Source organism: Polaribacter tangerinus (assembly GCF_038024095.1).
Taxonomy (GTDB): domain Bacteria; phylum Bacteroidota; class Bacteroidia; order Flavobacteriales; family Flavobacteriaceae; genus Polaribacter; species Polaribacter tangerinus.
Genome location: NZ_CP150668.1, coordinates 1,773,136 through 1,789,023 on the forward strand (window position 1 = coordinate 1,773,136; position 15,888 = coordinate 1,789,023).

Here is a 15,888-nt window from a genome sequence, read left to right on the forward strand (position 1 = left end):
AATGTCTAAAAAAAACCTTGCAATTTTTACGATTTTTATTGCCATTATTATAGACCAACTTACCAAAATATATATTAAAACGAATTTTGTTTTAGGAGAAGAGGTTGTTATTTTCGATTGGTTTCGAATTCATTTTACCGAAAATAATGGTATGGCAATGGGTATTGAATTTGGAGGAAAAGCAGGTAAATTATTTTTAACTTTGTTTAGGCTATTGGCCGTATCGGGTATTATGTATTGGCTAATTACTACTATTAAAGCAAAAGTTCATAACGCAGTAATAGTTGCTATTTCATTAATTTTTTCGGGAGCAATAGGCAATATTATAGATTCTGTTTTTTATGGTGTTATTTTTAACACTCCTACAAATGGTGTTGCAACCCTTTTTGCAGACAACCCTTACGGAAACCTTTTTTATGGAAAAGTTGTAGATATGTTTTATTTTCCAATATGGCAAGGAACATTACCAGAATGGCTGCCATTTATTGGAGGAGATTTTTTTACATTTTTTCAATATATTTTTAACCCTGCAGATGCTTTTATAAGTATAGGAGTGGCACTATTATTTATTTTTAGTAAACAAGCTTTTCCTAAAGAGGAAGACAAAGTGGCTTAATTAATATTTTCTTTTTTTGTAGAACGCTAATCAATTTAAAAATGCGTACCATAAAGTATTTTGTCCTTTTTATAGTTGGTTTTTTAGCAGCTAGTTTTTGGTATGCACCAAAAATAAAAAAAGAGCAAAAAGAAGAAATACAAGTAGTGGTAAATTCTATAAAAAACCTAAAAAAGTTGGTAGTAGCTAGCGGAAGTTTTTCAGAAATTTACAATTACTCCGATTCTAAAAAGTATTTTTACGATTATCTTTCTTTCGATAAAAAAGCAATAATTTCTGTAAATGCAACTGTAGAGGTTGGGTATGATTTGTCTAAGTTAGAAATAAAAATAGACAGTTTACACAATAAAATATACATTCTAAAATTACCAAAAGAAGAGGTTACCATTTCTCCCGAAATTAAATATTTCGACTTGCAGCAAAGTCAGTTTAATACTTTTTCGAAAGACGAACTAAATAAGCTACATCAAAAAAGTATTCAAAAAATAAAAGAAACAATGCAGCTTTCGAGCTTAAAAAATGAGGCAAAAGAGCGATTTTTTGAAGAAATTAAAACTATTTATCAACTTTCTAGTATTTTCAATTGGCAAGTTGTAGACAATACCAATTCAGGTTTGTTGGTCAATTTTAAAGATTAAAATTAGTTTTATTGAAAATAATCTACTTTTAATTTTTTCAAATTTTCTTTAATTTTTCAACTTCAAATTATGTAAATTCGTACTATGTCTGCATCTTTAGAACTTCAGTTACAAACCTTACCAAGCACGCCAGGTGTGTATCAGTTTTTTGATAAAAATGAAGTAATTATTTATGTAGGAAAAGCTAAAAACTTAAAAAAAAGGGTTAGTTCTTATTTTACTAAAAATCACGATAGTGGAAAAACTAGAGTATTAGTAAAAAATATAGCAAATATTAAGCACATTGTTGTAAACACCGAAACTGATGCTTTATTATTAGAAAACAATCTCATAAAAAAACACCGTCCGCGATACAATGTTTTATTAAAAGATGATAAAACCTATCCTTGGTTGTGTATAAAAAACGAACGCTTTCCTAGAGTTTTTATGACGCGTAGAGTTGTAAAAGATGGCTCTGAATATTTTGGTCCTTATACCTCTTTAAAAACAGTAAAAATTTTATTAAGTCTTATAAAAGAATTATACCCACTTCGAACTTGCAATTTCGACTTAAGTCATCAAAATATTAATGAAGGTAAATACAAAGTATGTTTAGAGTATCATTTAAAAAACTGTAAGGGAGCTTGCGAAAACTTAGAAACAGAAGCTCATTATAACAACTCTATTAAGGCAATTCGAAATATTATAAAAGGTAATTTTAAAGAAAGTTTAGACAAGTTTCAGGAAATGATGCATACATATGCTCAAAACATGGAGTTTGAAGAGGCACAAAAAATTAAAGAAAAACTAGATTTATTAAGTAACTATCAATCGAAATCTACCATTGTAAATCCAGCAATTAATAATGTTGATGTTTTTTCAATAATTTCAGATGAAACTCATGCATATGCTAATTTTTTAAAAATATCTAACGGAGCAATTATTCAGTCTCATACTACAGATATTAAGAAAAAATTAGATGAGACCGACAAAGAGCTTTTGGCACTTTTTATAGTTGAAATTAGACAACGTTTTAACTCTATTTCTCCTGAAATATATGTTCCATTTAAGGTAAATATTGGAGAAAACATAAAAGTAACTGTTCCTGTTTTGGGCGATAAAAAACGAATTGTAGAACTTTCGGAAAGAAATGCACGTTATTATAAAGTAGAACAATTAAAACAAGTACAAATTGTAGATCCAGAAAGGCACGTAAAGCGTATAATGGCTCAGATGAAAAAAGATTTACGTTTATCTGTAGAGCCCAGACATATTGAGTGTTTTGATAACTCAAACATACAAGGTACTAACCCAGTTGCTGCTTGTGTAGTTTTTAGAGATGGAAAGCCAAGCAAAAAAGAATACCGACATTTTAATATAAAAACTGTAGTTGGTCCAGATGATTTTGGCTCTATGGAAGAGGTTGTTTTTAGAAGATATAAACGTTTGTTAGAAGAAAAAATGCCATTACCACAACTTATAATTGTTGATGGTGGAAAAGGACAATTATCTTCTGGGTTGAAAGCTTTAGAAAGACTAGGCTTGCGAGGTAAAATTGCTATTATTGGTATAGCAAAGCGTTTAGAGGAGATTTATTATCCAGGAGATCCAGTGCCGTTATATTTAGATAAAAAGTCTGAGACACTTAAAATTACTCAATATTTAAGAAATGAAGCGCACAGATTTGGTATTACTTTTCATAGAAATAAAAGAAGTAAAAGTGCTATTAAGTCGGAGTTAGAGCAAATACCTGATGTTGGTAAACAAACTATTACAACTTTATTACGTACTTTTAAATCTGCAAAGCGAGTAAAAGAAGCTACTTTAGAGGAGTTAAAAGCAAGTATTGGTCATTCAAGAGCACTTAAAATTTACGCTTTTTATCACCCAAAAAAGCAAGAATAATAAAAAAATTAAAATAGTATGAAATTAAAATGTGTTATTTTTTTACTGCTATTTGCACTCAGCGTATCATCCCAAGAAAAGCAACCAAAAGTAGGATTAGTATTAAGTGGCGGTGGAGCCAAAGGATTTGCTCACGTAGGGGTTTTAAAAGAAATAGACAAAGCTGGGTTGCAAATAGACTATATAGGAGGCACCAGTATGGGCGCAATTATTGGTGCATTATACGCGGTTGGTTACTCTGGAGAACAAATAGAGCAAATAGTTAAGGAAACCGACTTTATGGCTGTTTTAAGAGATGTTTTACCAAGAAACTCTGAAACTTTTTTTGAAAAAGAATATGGAGAAAAAACAGTCATTACCTTTCCTGTTAAAAATGGAAAAATAGGCTTGCCAAAAGGAATTTCTAAAGGGCAAAATGTTCTCAATTTATTATTAGAATTGTTTTATGATATAAATAATCCTCAAGATTTTTCTAAGTTACCAATTCCTTTTTTTTGTATCGCTACGGATGTAGAAAATGGCGCACCTGTAATTCTAGAAAAGGGTTCTTTGCCTTTAGCTTTAAGAGCTAGTGGCTCAATTCCTTCTCTTTTAAACCCAATAGAAATTGATGGTAAATTGTTAATTGATGGTGGGTTGGCAAATAATTTTCCGGTTAGTATTTTAAAGGAAAAAGGAATTGATATTGTAATTGGCGTAGATGTAGAAGGAAAACTCTTTAAAAAAGAAAAAATAAATTCTATTGTTTCTCTTTTAAATCAGGTGGTTAGTTATAAAATGTATCAAAAAACAGACCAAGAAAGGAAAAAAATTGATGTTTATATACAACCAGAAATTTCCAATTATGGAATGGTTGATTTTAATGACAAAGCAAAAATATTAACAATTGGTGAAGAAAAGGCAAAAGAATATAGTGTTATTTTTAGAGAGATAGCTACTAAGCAAGCTAATAAAAAGGAAAAAATTAAACGTGCATTTCATGCCGAAAAATTATTAATTTCAGATATAGAAATAGTTGGTGCAAATAATTATACAAGGGCATATATACTAGGTAAACTAAACTTAAAAGAAGGAGATAGCTTATCTAGGCAAGATATTACAAAGAAAATATATTTATTATCTGCAACCAGAAATTACAATCGAATTACGTATCATTTAGAAGAAAATAAAAAAGGAGGCTACCGCTTAGATTTTAATATAAGAGAATCTAATGAAAGAGCAAATTTAAAGCTGGGTGTACATTATGATGAACTCTATAAAACGAGTGCTATTGCTACTTTTAATAAAAAAAATCTAATTTCTAACAACGATTTATTTTCTATTGATATGATTTTAGGAGATAATTTAAGGTATAATTTAAATTATTTTGTAGATAATGGATTTTATATTAGTTATGGTTTTCGCTCTAGATACAATCATTTTAACAGTAATTCTAAATTTAATCAAGTAGTTAATTTTCCAAATGTAAGTCGCATCGATTTAAGTTTTACAGATTTTACTAATCAACTATTTTTTCAAACTACTTTTAGTAGAAAATTTGCGTTAGGTCTGGGTTTAGAGCACAAATGGTTAAAAGCATCTACAGAAACATTAAGCTCGGTAACTAATCAGGAAACTATTATTGATAAAAGTAATTATTACAGTGGTTTCGGCTACTTAAAATTAGATACCTACAATAAAAAATATTTTGCCACAAAAGGAGTTTTTGCCGACCTTAATTTTAAATGGTTTTTGAGTTCTTCGGATTATAATAATAATTTTAGAATGTTTTCTCAAGCAAAAGGAACTGTAGGCTTTGCAAAGACTTTTTTTGAAAGAGTTACCTTTCAAAACACACATGATGCAGGGTTTACCATTGGCAACCCAACTGCCACAATTTTCGATTTCTATTTGGGTGGTTATAACCAAAATTACATTAATAATTTTGTAACGTTTTATGGGTATGAATTTGCAGAGTTATCCAATACCTCTTTTATAAAATCTCAATTCGACATTCGTTATAATTTCAAAGACAAACACTACTTGTCTTTTATTGCAAATTATGCAAGGTTAGATGACAATGTTTTTAAAGATATAGATGTATTTAAAGATATTAGATCTGGGTACGCGCTTGGGTATAGTTACAATTCTTTTTTAGGTCCTATAGAAATAAAATACAGTTGGTCTCCAGACATTAACCAAAGTCAGTTTTTATTTAACTTAGGTTTTTGGTTTTAACAAAAAAAGCCATAAATCAGTGATAATTTATGGCTTGTTTATACGTTAATTTGTATTAATTATTTACTTGTTTTGTTGTTAAATGAAACTCTTCATAGGTATTTAAAAGATTCATTAATGCCGATATTAAATCTTTAGTTTCTAATAGTAAACTAAAGTACAAAGTTGTGTTTTTAGGACTTGTTTCATCGGTTCTAATTCTGGCAACTTGTTTTTCTATAGAGTCAGAAACATTATTTAATAACTCTTGTTTTTCTACAAGAATATCACTCAAGTTATCGAAAGTTCTGTTTTCAAATATTTTAGAAACTTTAGTTAACAATGCAGATAATTCAATGTCTATTTGTTTTAAATCTTTGAGTTGTCCTTTTTTAAGATTTTTATGATTGTTATTAACGTGCTTGTAGCTTGCTCTAGAGATGTAGCTAATAGATTGTGCTGCATCTTGTAAATATCCTAAAACCATTATATAAAATCTACTAGCTTGTACCGAAGTTTCATCTAAAGATTTTATAAAGTAGAAAACACCATCTTTTAATTCATCTATTTCATCATTTAACTTATTTACGTGCTTGTCTGTTTTACGCAATTTGTTTAAATCATGATTCGATAAATCATTAACAACATTGGTGTATAGTTTGTTTACGCGAGTAGCAACTTCTGCAATATGGTCTGCACTTTCTTCAATAACACCATTTATAGTAATTAGTTCTGCTCTTTCTATATATTCTTGTTTTTTAACTTCTTTTTTCTTGTTTCTGTGAATAAGTGTATTTCTTCCAATTAATAAAGTTACGACAACCAATAAAATAGGAATCATTACCATATCAAAACTAATTAAAAAAGCAACCACTGCAGCAGCTAAAAAGGCTGTTATTGCTGTTAAAAACCAACCACCAATAACGTTAATTACACCAGCAACTCTATAAACAGCACTTTCTCTACCCCAAGCTCTATCGGCAAGAGAGGTTCCCATGGCCACCATAAATGTAACATAAGTAGTAGATAATGGTAATTTCATAGACGTAGCAATAGATATTAAAATACCAGCTACTATTAAGTTTACAGAAGCTCTTATTAGGTCGAAAGCAGGCAGTTCGTAAGTTTTGTCTTTAGGTAAAGAAATTACAGGTTTTTGAAATTTAGAATCTACATATTCTAATGTTTTTTTAGGAACTATATAACTAATACCTACGTTTAAAGCCATAGCAGTTCTTACAACAACTCTCGAAAGCGGATTGGGTTGAAACTTTTCATGACCTTCACCTTGTCTAGATAAGTCGATACCAGTTTTTATTACATTTTGCGCTTTGCTAGAAGTCCATAGTGTTATTACCATAATTGCACCGGCAATTAAAAGCAACCAAACGTTAGACGGTACTTTTTTGGCTAAAATTCCCATTGAAAAAGCATCTGCAGCAACCCCCGAAATTTCCCAAGCTTGGTAAGAGTTCCAAGCGGCAATTGGTACTCCAACAAAGTTTACCAAATCGTTTCCAGAAAAGGCCATAGCCAATGAAAATGTACCAATTCCAATAATTAGTTTTAAAATATTTATTTTAAAAATTTTAATCAATAATTGAGAAATTACAGACCACGCTACAAAACTACCAGTTATAATGGCTATGGTATTTCCTTCAATTAAAAATTTAACATCCTTATAAAAAGGCGTTCCTTTTAATCCTTTTATAATAATAAAGTAGGTAATTGCAGTTATAGCAAAACCACCAAAAAGGGCATTTATATAGGTAGCTCTTTTCTCGAAATTAAAAGAGTAAATTAACCTAGAAAAAAACTGTACAATGGCACCAACAGAAAAAGCTACAACTACAGATAGCAAAATTCCATTAATAATTTCAAGAGCTTTTTTATGATTGATATAGTTCCAAATATCTGATATTGAATGCGCATCGTTAGCAGAAATTTTTAAAAGAGAAATACATACGGCAGCTCCTAAAAGTTCGAATACAATAGAAACGGTTGTAGAGGTTGGCATTCCTAGAGAGTTAAAGATATCTAATAAAAGAATATCTGTAATCATTACTGCCATAAATATAAACATGATGTCTTGAAACATAAACATGTTCGGATTAAAAATTCCTTTTCTGGCAACTTCCATCATTCCGCTAGAAGTTATGGCTCCAAAAAACACACCAATACTAGCAATAATCATAATATTTCTTACGCTAATTGCCTTAGAGCCAATGGCAGAATTTAAAAAGTTTACGGCGTCATTACTAACACCAACAACCAAATCTACGATGGCTAAAACAGCTAATGCTACAAGCATTAAAATATAAGGATCCCCCATTTTTTTTAAAAAATTAAGTATTACAAAATTAAGCACACTCTTTTTTCTGAATGTTACCTTTATGTTATTATTATTGTTTTTTTAAAAATGAATATCTAATTGTACTCGCCATAATAATTGATTGGTTTTAAACCCAATATCTGTATAGCTTACATCTGTTTGAATTTTCAGTTTATGACCAGATATGTATTTAGAAAGGCCAAGTGTATATTGGTTTTCTGCACCTTTATTTGTAATACTTTTGTCTAAACTAATGTTGGTATATCTGGCAGAGATTTCTATTTTTTTGGTAAGCAAGTATCCTGTTTGTAGGTTTAAACCGTTACCGACTTGTACGACATCTCCTGTTAATGTGCCATCAGAGTTTTTTGCAAAAGGGTCATCTGCGGTTCTTTGGGCGTACTCTCCCATAAAAGAGAACCCTTTGTATTTGTACATAGCATCAATAAATACGGTACCAATATTGGTTTGAAAAAAACCAACATCGTTGGTCATATAACTACCTTGATTACTTCTGTTTTTTACAGCATTATTATTAAAGTCATATCCGAAAGCAAATGATAATTTTTGGTGTTTTTCAAAAGACAAATCACTTCCTTTATAATCTCCTTTTTTTGCAAAGTCTCCAAACGGAAAAAGCTCAATTCTTCCGGTGTATTGATAACCTCCAAGATTTCCTGTAGTTATATTTCTTCCTTCACCTTGTGCGAGAGAAAAAATTTCTTTTACTAAAAATATCTCCGAAATATAAAAATGATGTCTTAATTGAAAACCGATATCTCTATCAATTGTAAACCTACTGTTTAACAAAGAACGATCTACCATTTGCATATCTCCAGAAGAAATTACACGCTCTCTGTTTCCTGGTAATTTTGTTTGTCCGAACCACAAAACAAAGTTTTTAGAGAAATTCCATTTTACAACTGCATCAAAAATATATCCTGGGGAATTACTTGTAAATGCAGATGCAGCAGATAAATCTCTATCAGACAAACCAAGTTCTACTTTATATTTTAATTTTGGAGTAAGCGCATATCCATCAAATTTTAAACGAGACCTTCTAATAAGCATAGAAGATTCTGAGTTTGAAATACCATTGCTTGCGTTCCAAGAATTGGTAGCTAAAGATTGAAAACGCATACCAATTTTCATTGTCCAGCTACTGTCTTTAGCTTTTAAATTGAACAGTCCTTTACCAAATTTACCTGCTTTGAAGTCTTGAGAATATATATTGGTTATTAAGCATATAGCTGGTATTAATACTACAATATGTAGTTTGTGGTATGTCATACTTTATAATATTTGACGGTAAAAATAACATAAAAATAGGATACGTAATTTTTGAATCAATATTAGTGAAAATAACTGCTTCAGCCAAAGTTAGCAGTCTAAAAATAATGTTGCCAAAAACTTTATTTTACTACAAAAATTGAAACCAATAATGTTATTGTAAAAATGTTTTTGAATGCAAAAAATTATGTAGATTAAAATTATTTTAAGGTTACCAATTTATATCGTGTTAACATTTAGGTAATGTTATTCTAATGTAAACATAATTTACAAGTAACATATAATTTACAAAAGCACATCAATTTTGCAGTTGTTAAATATACACTAATGAAGAAAATTTTATTTACTGCTTTTATTATTATTAGTCATTTTTTAGTAGCACAAGAAAAGGGAGTTTTAAAAGGTTTACTAACAGATAAAGAAACCAACAACGACCCATTACCATTTGCTAATGTTATAGTTAAAGGTACTACTATTGGTACAACTACAGATTTTGATGGTTTATATACATTAAATGTTCCTGCAGGAACACAAATAATATCTTTTAGTTTTTTAGGATATAAAACAATAGAAAAAACGGTTGTTATAAAAGCAGGGCAAACCCTTACATTAAATGTAGTTATGTCTGCAGAGGAAGGAGTAGGATTGGATGAGATTGTTATAAAGTCTTCTGTAAGTAAAGAGAAAGAATCAGCATTACTTTTAGAACAGAAAAAAGCTGTTATTATAAAGGAAAGTATTGGGTCAGAACGATTATCTAAAATTGGTGTTTCTAATGCATCTGCGGCAACAACAAAAATATCGGGTGTTACCAAAAGTGAAGGTTCTGGAGATATTTATATTAGAGGATTGGGAGATAGATATTTATCTACAACTATGAATGGTTTACCAATACCCTCTGATAATGTTGCAAATAAAAATATAGATTTATCATTGTTCTCAACCAATGTAATCAATAATATTGCTATTTCTAAAACATATAATACTAGTGGTTATTCAGATCAAGCATCAGGAAATGTAGATATATCCTCAAAAAAATACACTAAAAAGGAATTTGGAGTAAGTGTTTCTGGTGGGTATAATTCTAATGTAATAGGTTTAGATTCTGATTTTAGAAGCACACTAAACATGAATGATGTTACTTTTGGGTATCATAAAAAACCTTATTTATTAACCGATGCAATTAAGTATCAAGGTTGGGACCCAATAAAAGTTAATAATGATGCTAATTATAGTATTTCTCTAAATGGTGCTTACAAGCTGGAAATTTTTAAAAAAGAATTGACTTTGTTTGCAACTGCATCTCATAGTAAGTCTTTCGAATATCAAGAAGGAGAGTTTAGAACCTACAGAGCGAATGTATTAGATAATGCGTTCCCTAATTTAGATTATGATAAAGAAACAGCTTTAAATGATTCACCTTCTGTAGAGCAGTTTATTACAAGAATTAATACTACAGGTTATATACGAGGAGATTTTAAGATAAACGACAATCACAAAGTAAGTTATAATACCTTGTTTGTTAATACAGGAACTGATAATTTATATGAACAAGGAAGAGATGGTTTAGGTTATGTATTCGATCAACAACCACAGGAAAGAGGTGCGTTTGTAAGAGATCAAAACTATAAACAAACCATCATGTTTGTAAACCAACTAATGGGCGAACATAAAATTTCTGAAAACAACAAGCTTTCATGGGCTTCCGGGTATAATTTTATTTTAGCAGAAGAACCAAATCGTATAAGGAATGAAGGTGTAATTTTAAATAACTCTCAGGTAACTTATGCAGATGTTTCAGACTTTTCTCAAAGAAAATCTTCTCAAAGAATTGAAGATAACGAATTTAACGGATTTGTCTTAAACGAATACTCTTTTGGAAAAACTAAAGATGAGTTTGAAGGCAAGCCAATGAAATTAAATGTAGGAGCTAATTTTAGATATAAAGAAAGAGCATTTAGATCTCAATTTATTGGAGTTTCTACCCCGGGTTTTACACCAGGCTTTTCAGACTCAGGTTTTTTAGTTCCAACTATGGATAATATTACTAATACATTTTCTGATTTATCAAACTATAGCACTGTTGCAAACCCAAAGTTGAGAGTTATAGAACAATTAGCTGATTTATATTCTGCAGATATGATTAACATTGCTGGATTTGCAAATTTAGACTTTGGATTGAATGCTAATTTTTCTGGAAATTTAGGGTTAAGATTTGAAAGAAACGAAATTAATGTTAATTGGAATGTTAAAAACTATCAAGGCCCAGATGGACGAGCTAGGGTTGGAGTATTACGTAAAGTATACAATTCTATTTACCCAAGTTTAAATTTAAAATATCAGCTTAATGATAGTAATAGTATAAGATTTGCTTCAAGTCTAACACAAACTTTACCTGAGTTTAAAGAGTTTGCCCCTTTTCAGTATGAAGAGCCAACTGGACGTGTAATTCAAGGTAATCCAAACATAGAAAGATCTAAAGTTATAAATTTAGATGCAAAATGGGAATTTTTTCCAAGTAGAGAAGAGTTAATATCAGGGACATTATTTTATAAAAATATTAAAGATCCCATTAACTTAGCTTTGTCAAGAGGATCATCTGGTAACTTCGAGTATCATAATACTGGAGAAACTGCAACTGTTTACGGTTTTGAGCTTGAGAGCAGATTAAATATTATAGAAAACCAAGATGAAGAAAGTGTTTTAAGTACAAACTTGAACTTGACTAAAATGTGGTTTACTCAAGATTTATATACTAATTTTCAATACTCAAACATAACTGAATCAGGTTTACAAGGTGCTTCTGATTTTATCACAAATGCTTCAATAAGTTTTAATAGTAGAACAGATAAAGAGTTTGTAGCTACTTTAAGTGGTAATTACGCATCAGACAAAATATTTGCACTTGGTAGTCCAGAAGATTTAGTTAATAGCGCAACATTATTTAATGGTGAAATTATAGAAAAAGGCTTTGTAACTTTAGATTTTGTTATGAGTAAAGAAATTTCTAAAAACTTATCTGTAAAATTAGTTGGAAGAAATCTATTAAATCCAGATATTCAACAGACGCAAAAAGTTACACAATTCGAAAATACTGGTTCAGGCAGAATTATAGAGGTAGAAGATCAATTAGTACAAACTTATAAAAGTGGTAGCCAGATAAGCTTAAATTTTTCCTATAAATTCTAATTAACAATTTCGTAACAAATCGTAATTTTTTATTATAATTAATAACATTTCATTAATATTTACTTAATAAAAGTAAAAGTTTTCTCTACTTTCTTTGTGGAAAATTAATAAATAAAACAAATTTAAAAAATCAAAAAAATGAAAAGTTTATTCGGGAAAATATCTGCTATAATGTTTATAGCAATTTCTTTAACATTAGTTAGTTGTGGTGATGATGAACCAGCACCTGTAATTCCAGAAGCTAGTGATGTAATCCAAAATTTGGAAAATGGTGTAATGAATGGTACACTAGAAGAAAGTTATACTTTAAATGCATCAACACAGTATAGTTTAACAGGGCAATTTGTTGTTGCTGAGGGAGCCTCTTTAACTATACCTGCAGGAACAAATATAATGGCAGATGCAGGTGGAACTGAAGTTTACATTGCAGTACTTAAAGGTGCTCAAATATTTATTAATGGTAATCCTTCTAGTCCTGTTGTAATGACATCAACAGGTGGAAATGCTGGAGAATGGGGAGGTTTAACTATTTGTGGAAACGCAACAACTACTGCAGGTATAGATGCTGTTGCAGAAGTAGGTGGTTTCATTTATGGAGGTACATCAGATAATGATAGTTCTGGAAATATTTCTTATTTACAGATAGAGGGTACAGGTGCTCAAATTAATTCAGAGTCTCAGTACAATGGAGTTTCTTTCTATGCAGTCGGTTCTGGAACGGTTGTAAATAATATTGCTGTAATAAACGGTGCAGATGATGGAGTTGAATTTTTTGGAGGAACTGTATCTGTTTCTAATTTATATCTAGAAAATAATGATGATGATTCTATAGATTGGACAGAAGGTTGGAATGGAACTGTAAACAATGCATACATATCACATACTATTCCTGGTTTCTCTACTGCTTTTGAAGGAGATAAAGATAACAACAATCCAACATTTAATAATATTACTGCAGTTTCTACTGTTGGGGGTACTGCATTACAGTTTAAGAAACAATCAGGAGGTACTATAACAGGTTTATCTTTATCAGGATATGATATTGATTTAGATATGAAAGATGGTGGAGCTACTTCAAATGTAATTTTTGAATCTGGTGTAGAGCCTGTTGCAATTACAGATCCTACTGCAGCTTCAACTGCAAATGAATATTTTTACACTTTAAACGGAGCTAATGTTTCTCCTTCTGTTTCTAAAGATGATTTTCCTTGGGTAAATACTAATTTATCTTTTGAGTCTTCTGTTTTACAAGGTACTATATCTGGAACTGTTACATTAGATGCTTCAATATCATACTCTTTAAATTCAGCCTATATTGTTCCTTCTGGAGCTAAGTTAGTTATACCTTCAGGAACTAAAATAACTGCTAGAGCTGGTGGTACAGGTGTTTATATTGCTGTTTTAAAAGGTGGTCAAATAGAAATTAATGGTACTTCAAGTAGCCCAGTTGTAATTGCTTCTGCTAGTGGAGAGGCTGCTGATTGGGGAGGTTTAACAATTTGTGGGGATGCAACTACTTCTGCTGGTGTAGACGCTGTAGCTGAAGTTGGAGGCTTTATTTATGGAGGCTCTAATGACACTGATGATTCTGGTCATGTGAAGTATTTAGTACTTAGAGGGACCGGAGCACAAATTAACTCAGAGTCTCAATATAATGGGCTTTCTTTGTACGCAGTAGGTTCTGGAACTGAAATAGAAAATATTGCAGTAATTGATGGTGCTGATGATGGTGTAGAGTTTTTTGGAGGAACTGTTTCTGCTAAAAATGTTTATGTAGAAAATTCTGATGATGATGCTATTGATTGGACTGAATCTTGGAATGGTTCTTTAACAAATGCATATATATCAAATACAAAACCAGGATTTTCAACTGTTTTTGAAGGTGATAAAGTAAACGCTAACCCAACGTTTACAAATATAACAGCAGTCTCTACAGTAGGCGGTACTGCTCTTCAATTTAAGCAAACTTCCGGAGGATCTATTACTGGTTTACATTTAAGTGGTTATGATATTGATTTAGATATGAAGAACAGTGGAGCAATAAGTAATGTTCAAATTGATGGAGCAGATGCTGATGCTACACTAATTTCTGGAGAAACAAATAAGTACAAACTTAATTCAGGTAAAAGCGCATCTCCTTTAGATATCTCATCATGGACATGGAGAAACTCAGGATTATAGAATTATTGAAGTTTTATTAATAAAAAAAGCAGGCTAATGCCTGCTTTTTTTATGTTTATATCTTTATTTAAGAAGCTTTTTTATCGGCACAACATGCCATTTTACAATCCTCTTTGCATTCTTTTTTTGTGTTTTTTGTAGCACATTTTTCTTCACAAGAAGCAGTGCATTCATGAGAATTAGTTGTATTTATTGAGCTACTTTCTGTAGCTTTGTATAAATTGCCGCCGGCAATACCTTCAACAAAAGCTATTAATTCTTTTTTAGAAGTTTTATTTGCGTCATATTCTATGGTTGCAATACTATCTTTAAAAATAACTTGAGCATCAAAAACACCCTCTTTTTTTGAAAGTTTAGACGCTATTGTTTTAGCACAACCTATTTCACAAGTCATTCCAGAAATTGCCAAAGAAACGGCTTCTTTTTTTGCAGGGATATTTTCTTTACAACCTGCAATAGTAAAACAAACAAGTACAAGCGAAAAAAGTATTCTTTTTAAATTCATAATAATAAGTGATTAAATTATTTTACAAATTTATTAATATTTAGGTTGATATTTCAATAATTGTAAGACTTTTGCATTTTAAAACGATAGTATGAATAATCAGCAAAAAAAATGGTTGTATTTACTACTTCTTTCTTTAGTTTGGGGAAGTTCTTTTATACTAATGAAAAAAGCTTTATTAGGAGTAACACCCATACAACTTGGTGCTTTAAGAATGATTTTTACAGCTGTTTTTTTACTAACGGTTGCCTTTCCATCATTAAAAAAAATTAAAAAGAAACATTATAAATACATTTTTTATACTGCATTATTGGGCACTTTTATTCCTGGGTTTTTATTTGCTTTCGCAATCACTAGAATAGATAGTGCGGTAGTGGCAATATTAAACTCGTTAACCCCTTTTAACACCTTAGTTTTCGGTGCTCTTGTTTTTGGTTTTTCATTTAAAAAGCGTCAGTTGTATGGCATTTTAATTGGGTTGGTAGGTACTTTACTTCTTATTTTAAATGGTGTTGTTTTTAGTCCGAATCAAAACTATTGGTTTGTTTTTTTAATTATTTTTGGTTCTGTTGGCTATGCTTTTAACGCAAATATTGTAAAAAAATATCTGAATGATTTAAATGCACTTTCTATTGTTACGGGAAACTTTTTATTACTAATTATACCTGCAATAGTGGTATTGTGTTTTACAGATTTTTTTAAAACTTTTAGCTTAAAAAATGAGGTAGTATTACATTCTTTAGGTTATTTGGCTATCTTATCTATAATTGGAACAGCAGTAGCAAAAACAATATACAATAAGTTAGTGCATATTTCTGGCCCTGTATTTTCTTCATCAGTTACTTATTTAATTCCACTTGTGGCAGTTTTTTGGGGTGTTTTAGATGGTGAAAAATTTAGCTTATTGCAATTTTTTGGTGGAGTTATAATTTTAGTAGGAGTATATTTAGTAAATAAAAAAAAGTAGGTAAAATTATCTTAAATATTCTGAGTCTAATTTTTAATAAAAAAAAGAGTCTAAACCATGGTTTAGACTCTTAAATATTATATTGTAAGA

The 15,888-nt window shown here is 30.3% G+C and carries 10 protein-coding genes; 7 read left to right on the forward strand and 3 right to left on the reverse strand.

Annotated features, from left to right (window positions below):
• Position 1: 1 nt before the first annotated feature.
• From WHD54_RS07795 to WHD54_RS07810, 4 genes are all read left to right on the forward strand, one after another.
• Positions 2–616, forward strand: coding sequence for a lipoprotein signal peptidase (locus WHD54_RS07795; protein ID WP_088324724.1), 615 nt, complete (start codon positions 2–4; stop codon positions 614–616).
• A 41-nt stretch (positions 617–657) separates the two neighbouring features.
• The gene (locus tag WHD54_RS07800; protein ID WP_088324723.1) at positions 658–1,254 is read left to right on the forward strand and encodes a DUF4230 domain-containing protein; all 597 of its coding nucleotides are present in this window, start codon (positions 658–660) and stop codon (positions 1,252–1,254) included.
• Between the two features lie 84 nt (positions 1,255–1,338).
• Complete coding sequence (gene uvrC / locus WHD54_RS07805; protein ID WP_088324722.1) at positions 1,339–3,138, forward strand: excinuclease ABC subunit UvrC; 1,800 nt, start codon at positions 1,339–1,341, stop codon at positions 3,136–3,138.
• An 18-nt stretch (positions 3,139–3,156) separates the two neighbouring features.
• The gene (locus WHD54_RS07810) at positions 3,157–5,355 is read left to right on the forward strand and encodes a patatin-like phospholipase family protein (RefSeq protein ID WP_088324721.1); all 2,199 of its coding nucleotides are present in this window, start codon (positions 3,157–3,159) and stop codon (positions 5,353–5,355) included.
• A 55-nt stretch (positions 5,356–5,410) separates the two neighbouring features.
• On the opposite strand, the gene WHD54_RS07815 is transcribed toward WHD54_RS07810, so the two are convergent.
• The gene (locus WHD54_RS07815; RefSeq protein ID WP_088324720.1) at positions 5,411–7,666 is read right to left on the reverse strand and encodes an inorganic phosphate transporter; all 2,256 of its coding nucleotides are present in this window, start codon (positions 7,664–7,666) and stop codon (positions 5,411–5,413) included.
• Between the two features lie 81 nt (positions 7,667–7,747).
• Positions 7,748–8,956 (reverse strand): porin, encoded by a 1,209-nt coding sequence (locus WHD54_RS07820; protein ID WP_088324719.1) that lies wholly within the window; start codon positions 8,954–8,956, stop codon positions 7,748–7,750.
• A 327-nt stretch (positions 8,957–9,283) separates the two neighbouring features.
• Between WHD54_RS07820 and WHD54_RS07825 the strand changes: the two genes are divergently transcribed.
• A complete protein-coding gene (locus WHD54_RS07825; RefSeq protein WP_088324718.1) occupies positions 9,284–12,145 on the forward strand; it encodes a TonB-dependent receptor in 2,862 nt (953 codons plus the stop codon).
• Between the two features lie 138 nt (positions 12,146–12,283).
• Positions 12,284–14,326: a hypothetical protein gene (locus WHD54_RS07830; RefSeq protein ID WP_088324717.1), complete on the forward strand. Its 2,043-nt coding sequence runs from the start codon at positions 12,284–12,286 to the stop codon at positions 14,324–14,326.
• A 67-nt stretch (positions 14,327–14,393) separates the two neighbouring features.
• On the opposite strand, the gene WHD54_RS07835 is transcribed toward WHD54_RS07830, so the two are convergent.
• Entirely contained in the window at positions 14,394–14,831 is a 438-nt protein-coding gene (locus tag WHD54_RS07835) for a cation transporter (RefSeq protein ID WP_088324716.1), read from the reverse strand.
• 91 nt (positions 14,832–14,922) lie between these two features.
• Between WHD54_RS07835 and WHD54_RS07840 the strand changes: the two genes are divergently transcribed.
• Positions 14,923–15,798: a DMT family transporter gene (locus WHD54_RS07840; RefSeq protein ID WP_088324715.1), complete on the forward strand. Its 876-nt coding sequence runs from the start codon at positions 14,923–14,925 to the stop codon at positions 15,796–15,798.
• Positions 15,799–15,888: the final 90 nt, after the last annotated feature.

Bases quoted from the DNA above. Each gene is read 5' to 3' on its own strand.
- WHD54_RS07795 (WP_088324724.1), top strand. From the start codon at position 2: ATGTCTAAAAAAAACCTTGCAATTTTTACGATTTTTATTGCCATTATT.
- WHD54_RS07800 (WP_088324723.1), top strand. From the start codon at position 658: ATGCGTACCATAAAGTATTTTGTCCTTTTTATAGTTGGTTTTTTAGCA.
- uvrC (WP_088324722.1), top strand. From the start codon at position 1,339: ATGTCTGCATCTTTAGAACTTCAGTTACAAACCTTACCAAGCACGCCA.
- WHD54_RS07810 (WP_088324721.1), top strand. From the start codon at position 3,157: ATGAAATTAAAATGTGTTATTTTTTTACTGCTATTTGCACTCAGCGTA.
- WHD54_RS07815 (WP_088324720.1), bottom strand. From the start codon at position 7,666: ATGGGGGATCCTTATATTTTAATGCTTGTAGCATTAGCTGTTTTAGCC.
- WHD54_RS07820 (WP_088324719.1), bottom strand. From the start codon at position 8,956: ATGACATACCACAAACTACATATTGTAGTATTAATACCAGCTATATGC.
- WHD54_RS07825 (WP_088324718.1), top strand. From the start codon at position 9,284: ATGAAGAAAATTTTATTTACTGCTTTTATTATTATTAGTCATTTTTTA.
- WHD54_RS07830 (WP_088324717.1), top strand. From the start codon at position 12,284: ATGAAAAGTTTATTCGGGAAAATATCTGCTATAATGTTTATAGCAATT.
- WHD54_RS07835 (WP_088324716.1), bottom strand. From the start codon at position 14,831: ATGAATTTAAAAAGAATACTTTTTTCGCTTGTACTTGTTTGTTTTACT.
- WHD54_RS07840 (WP_088324715.1), top strand. From the start codon at position 14,923: ATGAATAATCAGCAAAAAAAATGGTTGTATTTACTACTTCTTTCTTTA.